Genomic DNA, 15,646 nt, shown 5'->3' with positions numbered 1-15,646 from the left:
GGCGTGCACATACACCGTAAAGTGGCCCGTCCGGGCAACCGGCGCCACGACGAGAAGGGGGAGGCGATCGGATGCCGCACGCCGAGACACCGGGCATACAGGCGGCACCACGAAGCCGTCTGCGCTGGTGGACCGAGCTGCCGCTGATCGTTCTGGTGTACGCGTGCTACTCGGCGGGCCGCCTGCTGGCCCGCGGTGATGTCGCCTCGGCCGTCGACCACGGCCTGGCGATCCTGCGCGTCGAGAAGCTGCTGCACCTCAACGCCGAGCACCCGCTGAACCGTCTCTTCACCCGCGAACCCTGGCTGGGGGTACCGGCCGACTTCTGGTACGCCTCGCTGCACTACCTGATCACCCCGGTGATCCTGGTCTGGATCTTCAGATCGCGTGCCGTGCACTACCGCGCCGCCCGCACCTGGCTGATGACGTCCACGTTCATCGGCCTGATCGGCTTCACCCTGCTGCCGACCTGCCCGCCCCGGCTCCTCTCCCCGACGCACGGCTTCGTGGACACGATGGCCCAGTACAGCTCCTACGGCTGGTGGGCCGGCGACGCGAGCGCCCCGAAGGGCCTCGGCGGTCTGACCAACCAGTACGCGGCGATGCCGAGCCTGCACTGCGGCTGGGCGCTGTGGTGCGGCGTCATGCTGTGGCGCTACGGCGGGACCCGGCTCACCAAGATCGCCGGTGTGGTCTACCCGCTGGTGACCGCGATCGTCGTGATGGGCACCGCCAACCACTACTTCCTGGACGCGGTCGCGGGCGCCGCCGTGATGGGTGCCGGGTTCCTGCTGACGCCGTACGTCCTGCGCTGCGCGGAGCGGGTCCGGGTGCGCTTCGAGGGCCGCGGCAGCCTGATCGCGGCACGCTCGGCCGAGGCCGCCACCGAGGCCTCTCCCGCCGCAGAGGCCTCGATTGTCAGTGGCGGATGCCAGACTTCCGCGGGTGAGCGATTTCCACGGCAGCGCGAGTCACGGTTCGAGCCCGGAGCCGAGCCGGGTGCCTCTCCCACGGACGCGGGGGACGGCGCTCCGGCACCGGCTCGCTGAGCTGCGCGGTCCCGAGGTACCGGCCAAGGCGCTGGACGCCCGCGCCCTGGCCGCCCTCGCCGCCAACCCCGGCTGCAGAAGGCGCGCGATCCTCGACGGCGCGGGCGTGAACAAGACGGCACTGGCGAGCGCCCTGGGCGCCCCGTCGGCCTTCGGACAGTCGCAGTTCGCCCTCACCCGGGGCAACGCCTTCGAGGCGAGGGTCAAGGCGGACGGCGGCGCGGAGTTGCTCCGTCTTGTGCACGAGAAGCTGGACCGCTCCGCCGAACCACCCGCCCACGCGCAGGTGCCGGACCTCTCCGCGACCGGCCCCGAGGGCCGCGCGGCCCGTACGGCGCTGGCGCTGCGCGAGGCGGGCGAGACTCCGGGTTCCTGGACGCTGCTGGACCACCCGATGCTCGCGCTCGACGTGGCCGGCTCGCCCGCGTTCCTGGAGCCGGACGCGGTGGTGGTGCACCCCGACGGCAGCTGGACGGTCGTGGAGATCAAGTCCTTCCCGATGCTGGACGGCTCCGCGGACCCGGCGAAGGTCGGCGCCGCGGCCCGGCAGTCGGCGGTGTACGTGCTGGCGCTGGAGCAGGTGGCGGCCCGCCTCACCCCCGCCCCGCGCGTGCGGCACCGGATCCTGCTCGTGTGCCCCAAGGACTTCTCCAACCTGCCCACCGCCTCCGGCGTCGACATCCGCAAGCAGCGCGCGGTGACCGCCCGTCAGCTGGCCCGGCTCACCCGGATCGAGGAGATCGCCGAAGCCCTCCCCGAAGGCACCTGCTTCGATCCCGGGCTGCCCGCAGCCGAGCTGACGGCCGCCGTGGAGTCCGTCCCGGCGACGTACGCGCCCGAGTGTCTGTCCGCCTGCGAGCTGGCCTTCCACTGCCGTGACCGCTCCCGTACGGCCGACGCGGTCACCTCGCTCGGCCGTTCGGTCCGCGCCGAACTGGGCGGTCTGACCACCGTCGAGGACGTGCTGGCGGCGGCCCGCGGCACCGCGGGGGACCCGGCCGACCCGGCGGTGGCGGCACTGCGCAGAGCGGCACGCCTGCGTGCCGAGGCACTCGGCGCCCGGGAGGCGGTCCCGTGTCCCTGATCGCCACCCTCGCCCGCCTCGAAGCGTTCAGCACCGGCCGCGCCCAGCCCTCGGCCACCGTCCGCCACCGGCACCTGTCCGAGCGCCCGCTGGTCTTCGTGCCGCTCACCACCGCCGGTGAGGCCGGCGCCCCGCTCGGCGCCCTGGTCGGCACGGACCGGGACGCCCCGCGCCTGCTGGTCGTACCCCAACCGCGCGACCGCGACCTCAGGTTCACGTTCCTGGCGGACCTGGCCGATGTCGTCCTGCCGCACATCGAGGCGTACACCGATGTCGTCGAGGCGGCCGAGCGCACCGACACCGACCCGGAGACCGGCAAGCGGGTCAAGGTCGAGGTCGACCTGTGCGCGGACGCCCCCCAGCTGATCGTCCCGAGCCGCGCGGGCCTGGACTTCGTACGCCTGCTCGGCCGCTCCATGCGCTTTCGCCGTACGGCGGAGCAGGACCCGGAGACGCCCTATCCCGCGCCGCCCCGGGTGCCGCTGCTCGGCCGGTGGCTGACGCACTACGGCGAGCGGTCCCGGGTGCCGGGCTCCTCGCTGCTGCTGGCGATGACCGACGTGCTGGCCCGGCACTGGGCGACCGGGCAGTCCACCCTGGAGGACCAGCACCTGGGCGCGCTGCTCTCCTGGATCGCCCCGCCCGAGGGCGAGTCGGGCGCCGAGGCCGCCCTGCGCGTGGGGCTCGCACGCGACGACCGGGGCCAGTTGCTGTGGCCGCCCGCCGGTCCGGCCACCGACCCGGCGTTCGACAACAAGCTGCTCGCCCCCGCCTTCGAGCGCTACGACCGTGCCCGCACCGCGCTCGCCGCCGCCGAGGACGGCCTGGAGGCGGACGACCGGTTCGGCGCGCTGACCAAGGCCGAGCAGGAGATCCGCGAACTGGTCGAAAAGGTCACCCGGCCCACCTGGGACGCGGTGTGGCAGGGCCTGGACCGGCTCCGTGAACTGCCTGTCGGCGCGCATGTCGAGGAGCGGTGGACGCGCGACCGCTGGTCGTTCACCGCCCACCGGGACCGGATCACGGCCGGCGAGCCCCCGCAGCCGCGCCGCGACGACGCGGTGACCGCGGCGAACAAGCTCGCCTCGCGGGAGCGCGAACAGGCCCGGCTGGAGGCCCAGGAGGCGCTCGACGACCCGCTGGTGATGGCCGGGCGGCGGCTGGCCGGGGAGGCGTTCGCGGGTGAGGTCATGGATGTCGTCATGGCGTACAGCGAAGGAAAGCGGCCGAGCCCGCGCCCGCTGGTCACCGTGCGCACGGAAGACCGGCCGCAGCTCGGCGAGCGGGTGAAGGTGTACCGCTCGCTGGGCGGGAAACCGCAGTCGGCGGAGCTCGTCAGCGCCGACGGCGATCTGCTGGTCCTGCGTGTCCTGGACAAGATGGGGCGCGGCAAGGAACCCGAGGTGGGGTCCGTGCCGGAGAAGGGCGACCGGGTCTGCTTCACGCTGTTCGAGCACGAGCAGCGGGGCGGGGCGAAGCTGCCCGACCCGGAGCAGACACCGTGGACGCACGGCGGGCCGCCCGGCGAGGCCGTGCCGGAGGCCGCCGATCAGCCGACCGAGGAGGACGTCCTGTGACCGTCGTGTTCGACCCGGGTGCGGCGGCCGCGCAGGCCACCGACGCGATCCTCGCCGACACCCTGAACGGCACACACCGCGGTGTGGTCGTCGACTCCCCGCCGGGCGCCGGAAAGTCCACGCTGGTGGTGCGCGCGGCGCTGGAACTCGCCGACGCCGGGCGCCCGCTGATGGTCGTGGCCCAGACGAACGCCCAGGTCGACGACCTGGTCCTGCGCCTGGCCGAGAAGAGCCCCGAGCTGCCGGTGGGCCGGCTGCACAGCAGCGACGCCGACCCGTACGACAAGGCGCTGGACGACCTGCCGAACGTACGCAAGTCGGCGAAGGCCGCGGATCTGACCGGGCTGCCGGTCACGATCTCCACGGCCGCGAAGTGGGCGCATGTGAAGGTCGACGAGCCGTGGCGGCACGCGATCGTGGACGAGGCGTACCAGATGCGCTCGGACTCGCTGCTGGCCGTGGCCGGGCTGTTCGAGCGGGCGCTGTTCGTGGGTGACCCGGGCCAGCTGGACCCGTTCGCGATCGTGGGCAGCGACCAGTGGGCGGGGCTGTCCTACGACCCCTCGGCGTCCGCGGTGACCACCCTCCTCGCACACAACCCCGAGCTGCCCCAGCACCGGCTGCCGGTGTCCTGGCGGCTTCCGGCGTCGGCGGCGCCGCTGGTCTCGGGCGCGTTCTACCCGTACACCCCCTTCCGCAGCGGCACCGGCCACGACGACCGCCGCCTCACCTTCGCCGTCCCGTCCGACGGCTCCGGCGCCGACAAGGTCATCGACGAGGCGGCCGAGGCGGGCTGGGGCCTGCTGGAACTGCCCGCTCGGCACACCCCGCGCACGGACCCGGAGGCGGTCCGGGCGGTGGCGATGGTCGTACGGCGGCTGCTGGACCGGGGCGGCGCGGCGACGTCGGAGCGCTCGCCCGACCCCGCGCCGCTGACCGCCGACCGGGTCGCCGTCGGCACCGCGCACCGCGACCAGGCGGCGGCCGTACGGGCGGCGCTGGCGGAACTGGGCGTCAGTGACGTCACCGTCGACACGGCGAACCGCCTCCAGGGCCGGGAGTACGACGTGACAGTGGTCCTGCACCCCCTGTCCGGCCGCCCCGACGCCACCGCCTTCCACCTGGAGACGGGCCGCCTGTGCGTCCTCGCCTCCCGCCACCGGCACGCCTGCATCGTGGTCTGCCGCGCGGGCGTGAGCGACCTCCTGGACGACTACCCGTCGACGGAACCGGTCCAGCTGGGGACGCTGGTGAAGTTCCCGGACGGCTGGGAGGCCAACCACGCGGTGCTGGCCCGGCTGGCCGAGCATCGGGTGTCCTGGCGGCCGTGACCTGGGCCGGCCTGCCCGCTCTCGTAGCCGGATCGGCGCAGAACCTCACCGGGAATAAACCGGAGACCCCCTCCTGTTACCGAGCGCAGAACCACGCAGGCGCACTTCAGGAGGCACCCACCGATGGCGGCAGACGAGATCCGGGGCGCAGTACAGGGCACCGCCCCCGTCCCCCTCTCCGTACTCGACCTGGTCACCGTCGGCGTCGGCAGCACCGCCAGCGATGCCCTCAGGACCAGCGTCGAGCTCGCCCGGCTGACGGAGTCCCGCGGGTTCCACCGGTACTGGGTCGCCGAACATCACTCCATGCCGGGCGTGGCGTCCTCGTCCCCCGCCGTGATCCTCGCCCACCTCGCCGCCCACACCTCCCGTATCCGTCTCGGCTCGGGCGGTGTGATGCTCCCCAACCACGCCCCGCTGGTCATCGCGGAGCAGTTCGGCACCCTGGAGGCGCTCGCCCCGGGACGCGTCGACCTCGGTCTCGGGCGGGCGCCGGGCACGGACGGGGCCACCGCCGCCGCCCTGCGCCGCAGCGACCGGCTCAACGAGTCAGCCGACGACTTCCCCCAGCAGCTCACCGAGCTGACCCGCTTCCTCGACGACGACTTCCCGGACGGGCACCCCTACGGCCGTATCCACGCCGTCCCGGGACCGGTCCAGGCCACAGCGCCCGGCGGGGTCCAGAGCCCGCACCGACCGCCCGTCTGGCTCCTCGGCTCCTCCGGCTTCAGCGCCCGGCTCGCCGGCGCCCTCGGCCTGCCCTTCGCCTTCGCCCACCACTTCTCCGCGCACAACACCATCCCGGCGCTCGACCTCTACCGCGAGACCTTCCGGCCCTCCGAGGTGCTGGACGCGCCGTACGCCCTCATCGGCGTCTCCGCCCTCGCCACCGACGACGAGAAGGAGGCCCGGCGCCAGGTCCGGGCCACCGGGCTCAACATGGTGCGGCTGCGCACCGGGCGGCCCGGTCTCTTCCCCAGCCCCGAAGAGGCCGAGGCGCATCGATTCAGCGCCATGGAGGAGGAGTTCATCGAATCCTGGGGCGCCAACATCGTGCACGGCACCGCCGACGAGGTCCGCTCCGGTCTGGACGACCTCCACAAGCGCACCGGCGCCGACGAGTTGATGATCACGTCCCACGCCCACAGCGGCGAGCTGCGCCTGCGCTCCTACGAACTCATCGCGGACGCCTACGAGTTGCGCGCGGCCGCCTGAACCCCAGGCGAGCGCAGCAGCTCGGAGATGCGATCCGGTGTCACCGGCCGGGAGTACAGCCACCCCTGGCCGGTGTCGCATCCGATCCGCCGTAGCCGGGACGCCTGCGCCGATGTCTCCACGCACTCCGCCGTCACGGTGAGCCCGAGACGGTGGGCGAGCTGGATCATCGCCTCCACGACGACCTCGTCGGCCGGGTTCGGCGCGATGCCCTCACCGTCGTACTGGAAGCCCTTGACGAAGGAACCGTCCAGCTTCAGCACCGACACCGGAAGCCGGCTCAGGTACGCCAGGTTCGAGTAGCCGGTGCCGAAGTCGTCGATGGCGATGCGTACGCCCATGTCGCTGAGCGCCTGAAGGGCCTGCTGCGGTCGGCCGCCGGAGCCCATCACCGCCGACTCGGTCAGCTCCAATTGGAGCAGGTGCGGCGCGAGTTCGGTCTCGGCGAGGATCCGGGCCACGTCCGCGACCAGATCGGAGTCCCAGACCTGACGGACCGCCACATTCACACTGACGAAGATCGGCGGCTCGTCCGGATGGGCCAGCTGCCAGCGGCGGGCCTGGCGGCAGGCGGTGGCCAGCACCCAGCGGCCGAGCGGCACGATCGAGCCGTCCTCCTCGGCCAGTCCGATGAACCGATTCGGCGTCAAGAGGCCGAACTGCGGGTGATTCCAACGGACCAGCGCCTCCACCCCGCGCAGCCGCCCGTCCTCCATGCACACCAGGGGCTGGTACTCCAGCACGAACTCCCCGCGCTCGATGGCGGGTCGGAGCGTGGAGGCGAGGGCCTGGCGGGTCATGCGGTGGGCGTTGCGCTCGGGGTCGAACAGCGTCCAGCGGTCCTTGCCGTCGGCCTTCGCCCAGTACAGCGTGGTGTCGGCGGCCTGCATCAGCGCGGTGGGGCTGGTCCCGGCCGCGTGCCGCTCCACGACCCCGATCGACGCCGACACCGACAACCTCCGGCCCGAGATGTCGAAGGGCGCCTGGAGGGCCGTGAGCACCGACTCGGCGAGATCCGCGAGTTGCTCGGTGCCGGTCGAGTCCTCGACCAGCAGGGCGAATTCGTCGCCGCCGAGCCGCGCGACCAGCGGCGTACTCGCTCTGGCGTATCCCGCCTCGTCCGCACACCTGGTCAGCCGTTCCGCCACGGCCGCCAGCAGCCGGTCGCCCACCCGGTGCCCGAGGGTGTCGTTGACCGCCTTGAAGCCGTCGAGGTCGAGATAGCAGAGCCCGATCCGCCCGGTGCCCTCCTCGTACGCCTCCGCCTCCAGCCCGGCCGAAAGTCGCTCGAAGAACAGTGTGCGGTTGGGCAGCCGGGTCACCGGGTCGTGGTTCTGCAAGTGCCGCAGCCGGGCCTGGAGTTCGCGCCGGGCGCTGATGTCGGCGACCGACAGCAGCACCCCGCCGCACTCCTCGGCGGGCAGCGGCGCGACGGAGACCTGCACCCACAGGCAGTGCCCGTCGGGGTGTTTCAGCCGGCGCGTGCAGCGCAGCCGCGCCTGCCGGCCGCGCAGCACCTCGCGGTACGCGTGCCAGGTGCGGGCGTCGGACGTCAGATCCACCAGATCGGCGGCGATCGTGCCGGCCAGCTCCCGCGGGGTGCTGCCGAGCAGCTCGCCGAGGGCCGGGTTGGCGCCGGTGACCAGGCCCTCGCGGTCGACGACGGCCATCGCCAGGGGAGCGGCGTCGAAGGCGGACCGGAAGGGCGTGGACGCCGGCCGGTCGTGTGGACCGGTACGAGGTGGGGACCCTTGCTTACTCTCTGTGACAGCCGGCCCGATGAGATCTGCCGCGGGCGCCGGCCCTTCGGACGTTCCGCTCACCGCTCGCTCCCGCAGTGCACTCGGTCTTCGGATGGGTCTCGTCGGGATGCCGACCGACCTGGCGGCCGCCGGGCCGGATCCGTGCAGGGAAAGGATCAGGACAGTACAGGAAAGGGTCAGGAAAGTGTGCCGATCATAGAGGCTGGGTCGGGGCCCTTCCAGCCGCCGTCCAGTGTCCCGGTCCGAGCCGCCGATCTGACAATTCGTTTCTGCCCGCCCCTGGACGGGTTCAGCAGCCCCCCGACCACATGTGACGGTCCGTGAGCGATTCGGGGGTGTCGGCGTCGGCTTTCCGCCACCCCTCTCACTCGTCCGGTGCAGACAAACAGGGCGTTGTACGACAAATTCCCACAGGCTGGGTGCGGTGTCCCGCGAACCGCTCCCGGAGGTCCACGTGCCGCGTCAGCTCCCGCCCAGGGAACTCACCCGTGCGACGTTCCGGGGACTCGGGGTCCGGCTGCGCGAATGGCCCCGACTGCGCACCACCGCCGCACTGTTCACCACGATGTCCGCGCTCGCCGCGACCTCGCTGGTCTCCGCCCCCTCGGTCGCCGAGCCGTTCTCGGCGGAGCCCTGTGCCCTCCAGCGCACCGAGGCCCACCACTCGGAGGGCCTGGACACCTGGAACGCCGCCTACCCGCGCCCGGCCCGCTCGCTGGACGCGGTGATGGTGTTCCTGTCCTTCCCCGACTCGGTCCCGCTGACCGGCCCCGCCGAGCTGACCGCAGACCACTTCCCCGCCACCAGCCGGTTCTTCGAGCGTGCCTCCTACGGCAGGTTCGCCCTGCGCGCGCATCCGCTCGGGGACTGGATCCCCATGCCGCGCCCTTCGACGGCGTACGCCATGCGGCGTGACTGGCAACCCGCGCACCGGGCCGCCTATCTGCGTGACGCCCTGGCCGCCGCCGACGGCCGGGTGGACTTCTCCCGCTACGACGTCGTCTACTTCGTCGCCGACCCGGACGCGCCCGGGGTGGACTCCGACGCCACGAAGGTCGTCAACCTGGACACCCCGCTCAGTGCCGACGGCACGGAGATCCGGCGGGTCGTCACGGTGTTCGAGCAGCATCCGCCGGACCGGCTGGTACTCGCCCATGAGACGGGCCATGTCTTCGACCTGCCGGACCTCTACCACCGTCCGGAGGACGGCGAGGGCGACTGGGACACCTACGTCGGCGACTGGGACCTGATGGGCAGCCAGTTCGGGCTGGCTCCCGACCTGTTCGGCTGGCACAAGTGGAAGCTCGGCTGGCTGGAGCCGCGTCAGGTGACCTGTGTACGGAATCCGGACGGCACCCGGATCACCCTGGAGCCGCTCGGGGCCGGTGGTCCGGGGGTGGCGGTCACCGGCGCGGCCGGGGCGCCGGCCTTCGGGCTCGGGGGCGGCACCAAGCTCGCGGTGGTGCGCACCGGCGCGGACAGCGCGCTCGCCTTCGAGGCGCGCGGCCGTATCGGCAACGACAAGGGGGCCTGCCGGAACGGCGTCCTCGTCTACCGCGTCCGCAGCGGCGCCGAGTCCGGCCGGGGCCCCATCGAGGTGATCGACGCCCATCCGCGCACCGAGGCGTGCCGGGAGGACTCGGTGTATCCACCCCTCGCGGACGCCCCCGTCGCGCTCGGCGAGAGCTTCACGGTGCCGGGGGAGGACGTACGGGTGAAGGTGGAGGGGCGGACTCCTACGGGAGCGTGGACCGTGCGGATCATGACCAGGTAGGGCGGCCCTCGGATACGTCAAAGGCCCCTCGCTCTCACGAGGGGCCTTTCACTGTCGTGCGCCGCCAGGGACTCGAACCCCGGACCCGCTGATTAAGAGTCAGCTGCTCTAACCAACTGAGCTAGCGGCGCCTGCTGACGTCGTAGACCTTAGCATCCTGGTCGGCGGGAGGAAAAATCGATATCCGTACGCCCACGCGGGCCGCGCGGACGGCCGCCCACAGCAGGATTTCCGGGCCCGGCAGCCAGGGGTGACGGCTGTCGGGGGCGATGAGCCAGCGGGAGCCGGAGAGGGCCGCTGCGGAGGCGTCGGCCGGGGCGGTCACCGCGTCGCCGGTGCCGTGGCACAGCAGCGGCGGGACCGCCCGCGTACGGCAGCCGCTTTCCCCGTTCGCGCCCCACTCCTCCCAGCGCAGCAGCGAGGGCAGCCGCTGGGCGGTGCCTGGCGCTGCGAACAACAGCATCCGGCCCCGGAACACCGCCACCGGGCCTGATCCCGGGCCGTCGTCCCAGAGCCGGTCGAGCATCCGGCGGCCGAACATCGCGGGGGCGCTGACCACGTCGAACACCGAGCCGCAGGGCAGGACGACCGGGACCTCGGGCCGCTCCTCCCAGAACGCCAGGGTGTTGCGCGCATACGTTCCTGCCGAGGCCAGCCAGGCGGTTCCGTCCGGGGTGACGCCCGAGGCATCGAGGTAACTGCTCATGGCGACTACATTTACCGGCCGTGAGCGTTCCGTCTCTGAGGGTTGCCGGAAACCGGGACAGGGGCCGGTGGGAAGGAGTATCTTGCCCCGATCTTGCCCGTCTGGCATATGCCGGAGCGGCTCAGACAGGGTCGATCTGCTCCCGGCCCTCGACGGCCCCCCGCAACAGATCCCTGCCGTACTCGACCATCTTCTTGGCGTAGTCCTCGGTCCACTCGGCACGCTCGGCGATGTCCGCGGGTGTCAGCCGGTCGAAGCGCCGGGGGTCGGCGAGCTGGGCCGCCGCGATGGCCTGGAACTCCACGGCACGGTCGGCCGCCGCACGGAACGCGAGCGTCAGCTCCGTCGCGCGCGCGAGCAGCGCCCGGGGGTCCTCGATCGACTCCAGGTCGAAGAAGTGCTCCGGGTCTGCTGCCGCCTGCGTGGGCTCGAAGAGCAGGGGCGCGGGGCGTAGCCGCGGTTCGTTCCGACGCGGCGTGGGCTCCGCCATGTCTTCTCCTCCTCGTACGTCACGGATGACCCCCCTGTGGAGTGGGCCACCGTCCATTGTCCCGCGCCCGCGCAAGAGGGCCGCGAATCGCTGGTCACAGGGCAGGTCGAGGCCATGGCAGGCAGGGGCCGCCCTCGGCGGCGGGCCCGGCCTTCCCGGCTCACACCTGCACGATCGGCTCCCGCGTGAACAGTGACCCCAGCGCCGGGGCGTTCACCCTGCGGTCCGTCAGGCGCAGGGCCTCCCAGACCGTTACCTGGTTCGCCGTGAGAACCGGCTTGGAGAGTTCCTTCTCCAGGGTCGGGATCAGGGCCGCCGTGTGCAGGGCCGTGTCCGGGAGCAGGATCGCCTCCGCCGAGGCGTGGTCCGCCTGGCGGGCCAGGGTCAGGACGTCCTCCTCCGTCCACTCACCCACCTCCGCCGCCGTGACGATGCCGGAACCCCGTACGGACACGACCTCCGCGCCGCCTGCGCGAAGGAAGGCCGCGAACAGTTCCGCCACGTCGTCGGGGTACGTCGCGCCCACCGCCACCCGGCGCAGCCCCAGCTCCGCCACCGCGTGCACGAAGGCGAAGGACGTCGAGGACGCCGGCATGCCCGCCGTACGGGCGAGGGCCCGGACCTGCTCATGGGCGCCCTCCCAGCCGTACACGAAGCTGCCGCTCGTGCACGCCCAGACCACCGCCTCCGCGCCCGTCAGACGCAGCTGTTCCACGCCCGCCGCGAGGCGCTCCGCGGAGCCCATCTCCTTCAGCGCGTCCACCCGGTGCGCGTCCTCACCGATGTCCGTGTGCACCAGGTCCACCCGGATGTCGCTGCCCAGAAGCTGCTCGATGCGTGGATAGTCGTCCTCGGCGGAGTGGCCCGGGTAGAGGAATCCGAGTGCCGTCATGTCGAACCTTCCTGCTGCTGTTCCACGTCCGGAAGTGCGGGACCGCTGCGGGCCGCCGGGTCGGTCAGCGACTGATACGGCCCCACGGCTCGGGTACCCAGCCGCCGCAGGGCCGCCCACATCGTCACCTGGTTGGCCGAGATCACCGGTATCCGCAGCTCCGCCTCCAGTTGCGGGATCACGTCGTACGTCGGCAGGTTGGTGCAGCTGATGAACAGGCAGTCCGTGCCGCGCCGCACCGCCCTGCGTGCCATGTCCACCACATCGCGGTACGGCACCTTCCATATGTGCCGCGTCAGACCCATGAACGCACACCCCGTCACCCTGACACCCGCCTCGGCCACGTACTGCTGAAGCGACCGGGTCACCGACACCGTGTACGGCGTCACCAGCGCCACCCTGCGCGCACCGAGGTCCGCCAGCGCCTCCAGCAGCGCCCCGGAGGTCGTCACCGAGGGCACCGCGCCCGCCCTCGTCATCGCCTCGCACATCGCCCGCTCGCCCGCGATCCCGCCGACGAAGCTGCCCGAGGTACAGGCGTAGGCCACCACCTCGGGGGCGATGGCGATCAGGGTGCGGACGCCCTCGGAGAGCGTCTCGTGCTCGCTCACCAGCCGCGCCAGGTCCAGGCTCACCTCGACCGGCACGTACGGCGTGCGCGTCAGATGCAGGGACACCTCGTCCGGGACCCAGCGCCACAGCTCTCGGTCGAGGGCGAAGTCAAAAGGGGCGACCACACCTACACCGCGCTGTGGGCGAGGTCCGCCGAGAAAAGACACGTCCATCGCAGGCACCGCCCTCACGAGGGAGATATGGGAACTGCGGACGGTGCAGGCGTCCGTGTTGACGAAGGTAGATTCGGGTGCGAGCGTGGTCAATCCGTGCATGTCAGACGCCCGGTCTCCAGCGAAGGAACGGCATGACCACCCCCACGCTGCTCGTCCTGGACGCCGACCCGCTCCCCCGGCTCGGACGGCTCACCGGACGGGCGCGGATCGAGCACGCGGACGAGACGACCCTCGCCGGCAAGCTGCCGCACGCCGATGTCCTGCTCGTGTGGGACTTCACCTCGCACGCCGTCCGGCACGTCTGGCCCGGGGACGGACACCGGCCCCGCTGGGTGCACACCGCGAGCGCCGGTGTCGATCACCTCATGTGTCCTGAACTCGCCGCCTCCGACACCGTGGTCACCAACGCGCGCGGCATCTTCGACGAGCCCATCGCCGAGTACGTCGCCGCCCTTGTGCTGGCGATGGCCAAGGACCTGCCGCGGACCCTGGAGCTCCAGGGGCAGAAGACCTGGCAGCACCGCGAGTCACGGCGGCTGAGCGGCACCCGTGCGTGTGTCGTCGGCTCCGGGCCCATCGGGCGGGCGATCGTGCGGACGCTCAAGGCACTCGGTGTCACCTCCGCCCTCGTCGGCCGGGTCCCGCGCACCGGCATCCACGGCCCCGAGGACCTGGACCGGCTGATCGCCCGCGCCGACTGGATCATCGCCGCCGCACCGCTCACCGAGCAGACCTACGGCATGTTCGACGCCCGACGGTTCGGGGTGATGCAGCCCTCGGCGCGGTTCATCAACGTCGGGCGCGGGCCGCTCGTCGTCGAGGAGGCGCTGGTCGAGGCGCTGTCCAAGCGGTGGATCGCGGGCGCCGCGCTGGACGTCTTCGAGCATGAACCCCTCGGTCCCGACAGCCCGTTGTGGGGTCTTCCGGGGTTGATCGTCTCCCCGCACATGAGCGGGGACACCGTCGGCTGGCGGGACGAACTCGCGGCGCAGTTCGTGGAGTTGTACGAGCGCTGGGAGGCGGGCAGAACCCTGCCGAACGTGGTCGACAAGCAACGCGGGTACGTACCCGGACGCTGAACTTCGAACGGCTGGAGGGCGTATGACCGACCTGACCGGACTGACCGCCGTACAACTCCTCGACGGTTACCGCACGGGCGCGTTCAGCCCGGTGGAGGCCACGCGCGCGGCGCTGGAGCGGGCCGAGCTGATCCAGCCGGAGGTGAACGCGTTCGTGCGGATCACCGCCGAGCAGGCGCTGACGCAGGCCCGTGAGTCGGCCGAGCGGTGGCGGCGCGGGGAGCCGGCCGGGCTGCTGGACGGGGTTCCGGTCACGGTGAAGGACATCTTGCTGATGCGCGGGGCGCCCACCCTCAAGGGGTCCAGGACCATTTCGGAGAAGGGGAGTTGGGACGAGGACGCGCCCTCCGTCGCCCGGCTGCGTGCGCACGGTGCCGTCTTCCTCGGCAAGACCACCACCCCGGAGTTCGGCTGGAAGGGCGTCACCGACTCGCCCCTCACCGGTGTCACCCGGCATCCCCTGGACCCGACGCGAACGGCGGGCGGTTCCAGCGGGGGCGCCGCGGCGGCCGTGGCGCTCGGCGCGGGCCCGCTCGCGCTCGGCACGGACGGCGGCGGCAGCGTCCGTATCCCCGCGTCCTTCTGCGGGATCTTCGCCCTGAAGCCGACCTACGGCCGGGTGCCGCTGTATCCCGCGAGCGCGTTCGGGACGCTGGCGCATGTCGGCCCGATGACCCGGGACGCGGCCGACACGGCGCTGATGCTGGACGTCATCGGGGCGCCGGACTCCCGGGACTGGTCGGCGCTGGGGCCCGCGTCCGGCTCCTTCGTCGACGGGATCTCGGGCGGGGTGCACGGGCTGCGGGTGGCGTACTCGCCCTCGCTCGGCGGTCAGGTGGCGGTGCGTCCGGCGGTCGCCTCCGCGGTGCGGCGGGCCGTGGAGCGGCTCGCGGGGCTCGGCGCGTACGTCGAGGAGACCGACCCCGATGTCACCGAACCGGTGGACGCCTTCCACACCCTGTGGTTCAGCGGGGCCGCCCGGGTCACCCAGCATCTCGGGCCGCACCAGCGGGAGTTGCTCGACCCCGGCCTGCGCGAGGTCTGCGCGCTCGGCGCCCGCTACAGCGCCCTCGACTACCTGGCCGCCGTCGACGTCCGGATGGAACTCGGCCGCCGGATGGGCCGCTTCCACGACTCCTACGACCTGCTGGTCACCCCCACCCTGCCGATCACCGCGTTCGAGGCGGGCGCCGAGGTCCCCAAGGGCTCCGGGCACCGCCGCTGGACGGGGTGGACGCCCTTCACGTACCCCTTCAACATGACCCAGCAGCCGGCCGCCACCGTCCCCGTCGGCACCGACGGGGACGGGCTGCCGGTGGGCCTGCAGATCGTGGCCGCCCGGCACCGGGACGATCTGGTGCTGCGGGCGGCGCACGCGCTCATGTCCGACGGAAGCTGAGCGTCTCCCCCGCGGCGCCCGAGCGCCACAGGTCGTTGCACGCGTCCGCCATCTCCGCGAGACCCTCGACCACCTGGCCCCAGACGATGCCGGGCACCCAGCCCACATCGCCGTTGAGCAGCAGGTTGTTGCGCTCGTAGAACAGGGCCAGGTCGACCAGGGTGGTGCCGGGGCGGACCTCGCGGTCGTAGCCGTAGGCCTTGGTGCCCAGTTCCGCGCCCGCGAAGGCGAAGTAGCAAAGATCACCGGGGATCGGGGTGACGGTGGGGTTCTCCAGGGGTGGCTCGGTGTCCGCGAAGGGTGGGAAGAGGACGTAGATCTCGTTGCGGGCGTATTTGGCGTGGTAGACGTCCCCGCTGAGCGGGAGGGCGTCCCAGACGGCCGCGCAGGTGATCGGTGCGCGGTCCTCCAGGAGTTTCGCCGTGCAGTGGATGTCCCGCTTCACGAGCGAGACTTCGATGAACCGATCAGTCATGCAAACCAGAGTGCATACATCGCA

General features: G+C 72.3%; 14 protein-coding genes and 1 tRNA gene. 8 read left to right on the top strand and 7 right to left on the bottom strand.

Annotation, left to right across the window (positions count from 1 at the left end):
- The first annotated feature begins 71 nt into the window (after positions 1 to 71).
- The 5 genes from H4N64_RS26235 to H4N64_RS26215 all read left to right on the top strand — a co-directional run bounded on the left by H4N64_RS26235 (position 72) and on the right by H4N64_RS26215 (position 6,256).
- A complete protein-coding gene (locus H4N64_RS26235) occupies positions 72 to 1,049 on the top strand; it encodes a phosphatase PAP2 family protein (RefSeq protein WP_186284879.1) in 978 nt (325 codons plus the stop codon).
- On the top strand, positions 1,000 to 2,133 hold the full coding sequence (locus H4N64_RS26230) for a hypothetical protein (protein WP_186284878.1): 1,134 nt from the start codon (positions 1,000 to 1,002) through the stop codon (positions 2,131 to 2,133). The genes H4N64_RS26235 and H4N64_RS26230 overlap by 50 nt, the downstream gene beginning before the upstream one ends.
- Positions 2,124 to 3,710, top strand: coding sequence for a hypothetical protein (locus H4N64_RS26225; protein ID WP_186284877.1), 1,587 nt, complete (start codon positions 2,124 to 2,126; stop codon positions 3,708 to 3,710). Before H4N64_RS26230 ends, H4N64_RS26225 begins: the two co-directional genes overlap by 10 nt.
- Positions 3,707 to 5,041, top strand: a complete 1,335-nt coding sequence (locus H4N64_RS26220; RefSeq protein WP_186284876.1) for an AAA domain-containing protein — start codon at positions 3,707 to 3,709, stop codon at positions 5,039 to 5,041. The genes H4N64_RS26225 and H4N64_RS26220 overlap by 4 nt, the downstream gene beginning before the upstream one ends.
- A 123-nt stretch (positions 5,042 to 5,164) precedes the next feature.
- Entirely contained in the window at positions 5,165 to 6,256 is a 1,092-nt protein-coding gene (locus H4N64_RS26215; protein WP_186284875.1) for an LLM class flavin-dependent oxidoreductase, read from the top strand.
- Here the strand turns inward: H4N64_RS26215 and H4N64_RS26210 are convergent.
- On the bottom strand, positions 6,232 to 8,079 hold the full coding sequence (locus H4N64_RS26210; RefSeq protein WP_186284874.1) for an EAL domain-containing protein: 1,848 nt from the start codon (positions 8,077 to 8,079) through the stop codon (positions 6,232 to 6,234). The genes H4N64_RS26215 and H4N64_RS26210 overlap by 25 nt on opposite strands.
- 364 nt (positions 8,080 to 8,443) lie before the next feature.
- Between H4N64_RS26210 and H4N64_RS26205 the strand changes: the two genes are divergently transcribed.
- Positions 8,444 to 9,793, top strand: a complete 1,350-nt coding sequence (locus H4N64_RS26205) for a M6 family metalloprotease domain-containing protein (RefSeq protein ID WP_186284873.1) — start codon at positions 8,444 to 8,446, stop codon at positions 9,791 to 9,793.
- A gap of 57 nt (positions 9,794 to 9,850) precedes the next feature.
- Here the strand turns inward: H4N64_RS26205 and H4N64_RS26200 are convergent.
- The 5 genes from H4N64_RS26200 to H4N64_RS26180 form a co-directional block, all read right to left on the bottom strand.
- Positions 9,851 to 9,924, bottom strand: a tRNA-Lys gene (locus tag H4N64_RS26200).
- Positions 9,915 to 10,499 carry a bifunctional DNA primase/polymerase gene (locus tag H4N64_RS26195; RefSeq protein WP_186284872.1) on the bottom strand — a complete coding sequence of 195 codons (585 nt, stop codon included), beginning with the start codon at positions 10,497 to 10,499 and terminating at the stop codon, positions 9,915 to 9,917. The genes H4N64_RS26200 and H4N64_RS26195 overlap by 10 nt, the downstream gene beginning before the upstream one ends.
- Before the next feature lie 121 nt (positions 10,500 to 10,620).
- Positions 10,621 to 10,989, bottom strand: a complete 369-nt coding sequence (locus H4N64_RS26190) for a hypothetical protein (protein ID WP_186284871.1) — start codon at positions 10,987 to 10,989, stop codon at positions 10,621 to 10,623.
- Between the two features lie 160 nt (positions 10,990 to 11,149).
- The gene (locus tag H4N64_RS26185) at positions 11,150 to 11,881 is read right to left on the bottom strand and encodes a maleate cis-trans isomerase family protein (RefSeq protein WP_186284870.1); all 732 of its coding nucleotides are present in this window, start codon (positions 11,879 to 11,881) and stop codon (positions 11,150 to 11,152) included.
- The gene (locus tag H4N64_RS26180; RefSeq protein ID WP_186284869.1) at positions 11,878 to 12,666 is read right to left on the bottom strand and encodes a maleate cis-trans isomerase family protein; all 789 of its coding nucleotides are present in this window, start codon (positions 12,664 to 12,666) and stop codon (positions 11,878 to 11,880) included. The genes H4N64_RS26185 and H4N64_RS26180 overlap by 4 nt, the downstream gene beginning before the upstream one ends.
- A gap of 134 nt (positions 12,667 to 12,800) precedes the next feature.
- Here H4N64_RS26180 and H4N64_RS26175 point away from each other — a divergent pair, with 134 nt between their 5' ends.
- Together H4N64_RS26175 and H4N64_RS26170 are read left to right on the top strand one after the other, a co-directional pair.
- Positions 12,801 to 13,748: a D-2-hydroxyacid dehydrogenase gene (locus H4N64_RS26175; RefSeq protein ID WP_186284868.1), complete on the top strand. Its 948-nt coding sequence runs from the start codon at positions 12,801 to 12,803 to the stop codon at positions 13,746 to 13,748.
- Between the two features lie 22 nt (positions 13,749 to 13,770).
- The gene (locus H4N64_RS26170) at positions 13,771 to 15,147 is read left to right on the top strand and encodes an amidase (protein ID WP_186284867.1); all 1,377 of its coding nucleotides are present in this window, start codon (positions 13,771 to 13,773) and stop codon (positions 15,145 to 15,147) included.
- On the opposite strand, the gene H4N64_RS26165 is transcribed toward H4N64_RS26170, so the two are convergent.
- The gene (locus H4N64_RS26165) at positions 15,128 to 15,622 is read right to left on the bottom strand and encodes a DUF3830 family protein (protein WP_186284866.1); all 495 of its coding nucleotides are present in this window, start codon (positions 15,620 to 15,622) and stop codon (positions 15,128 to 15,130) included. The two genes, H4N64_RS26170 and H4N64_RS26165, sit on opposite strands and share 20 nt — an antisense overlap.
- Between the last annotated feature and the right edge of the window lie 24 nt (positions 15,623 to 15,646).

Source organism: Streptomyces cupreus (assembly GCF_014257025.1).
Taxonomy (GTDB): Bacteria; Actinomycetota; Actinomycetes; order Streptomycetales; family Streptomycetaceae; genus Streptomyces; species Streptomyces cupreus.
This window is presented reverse-complemented; position numbering and strand designations above follow the sequence as displayed.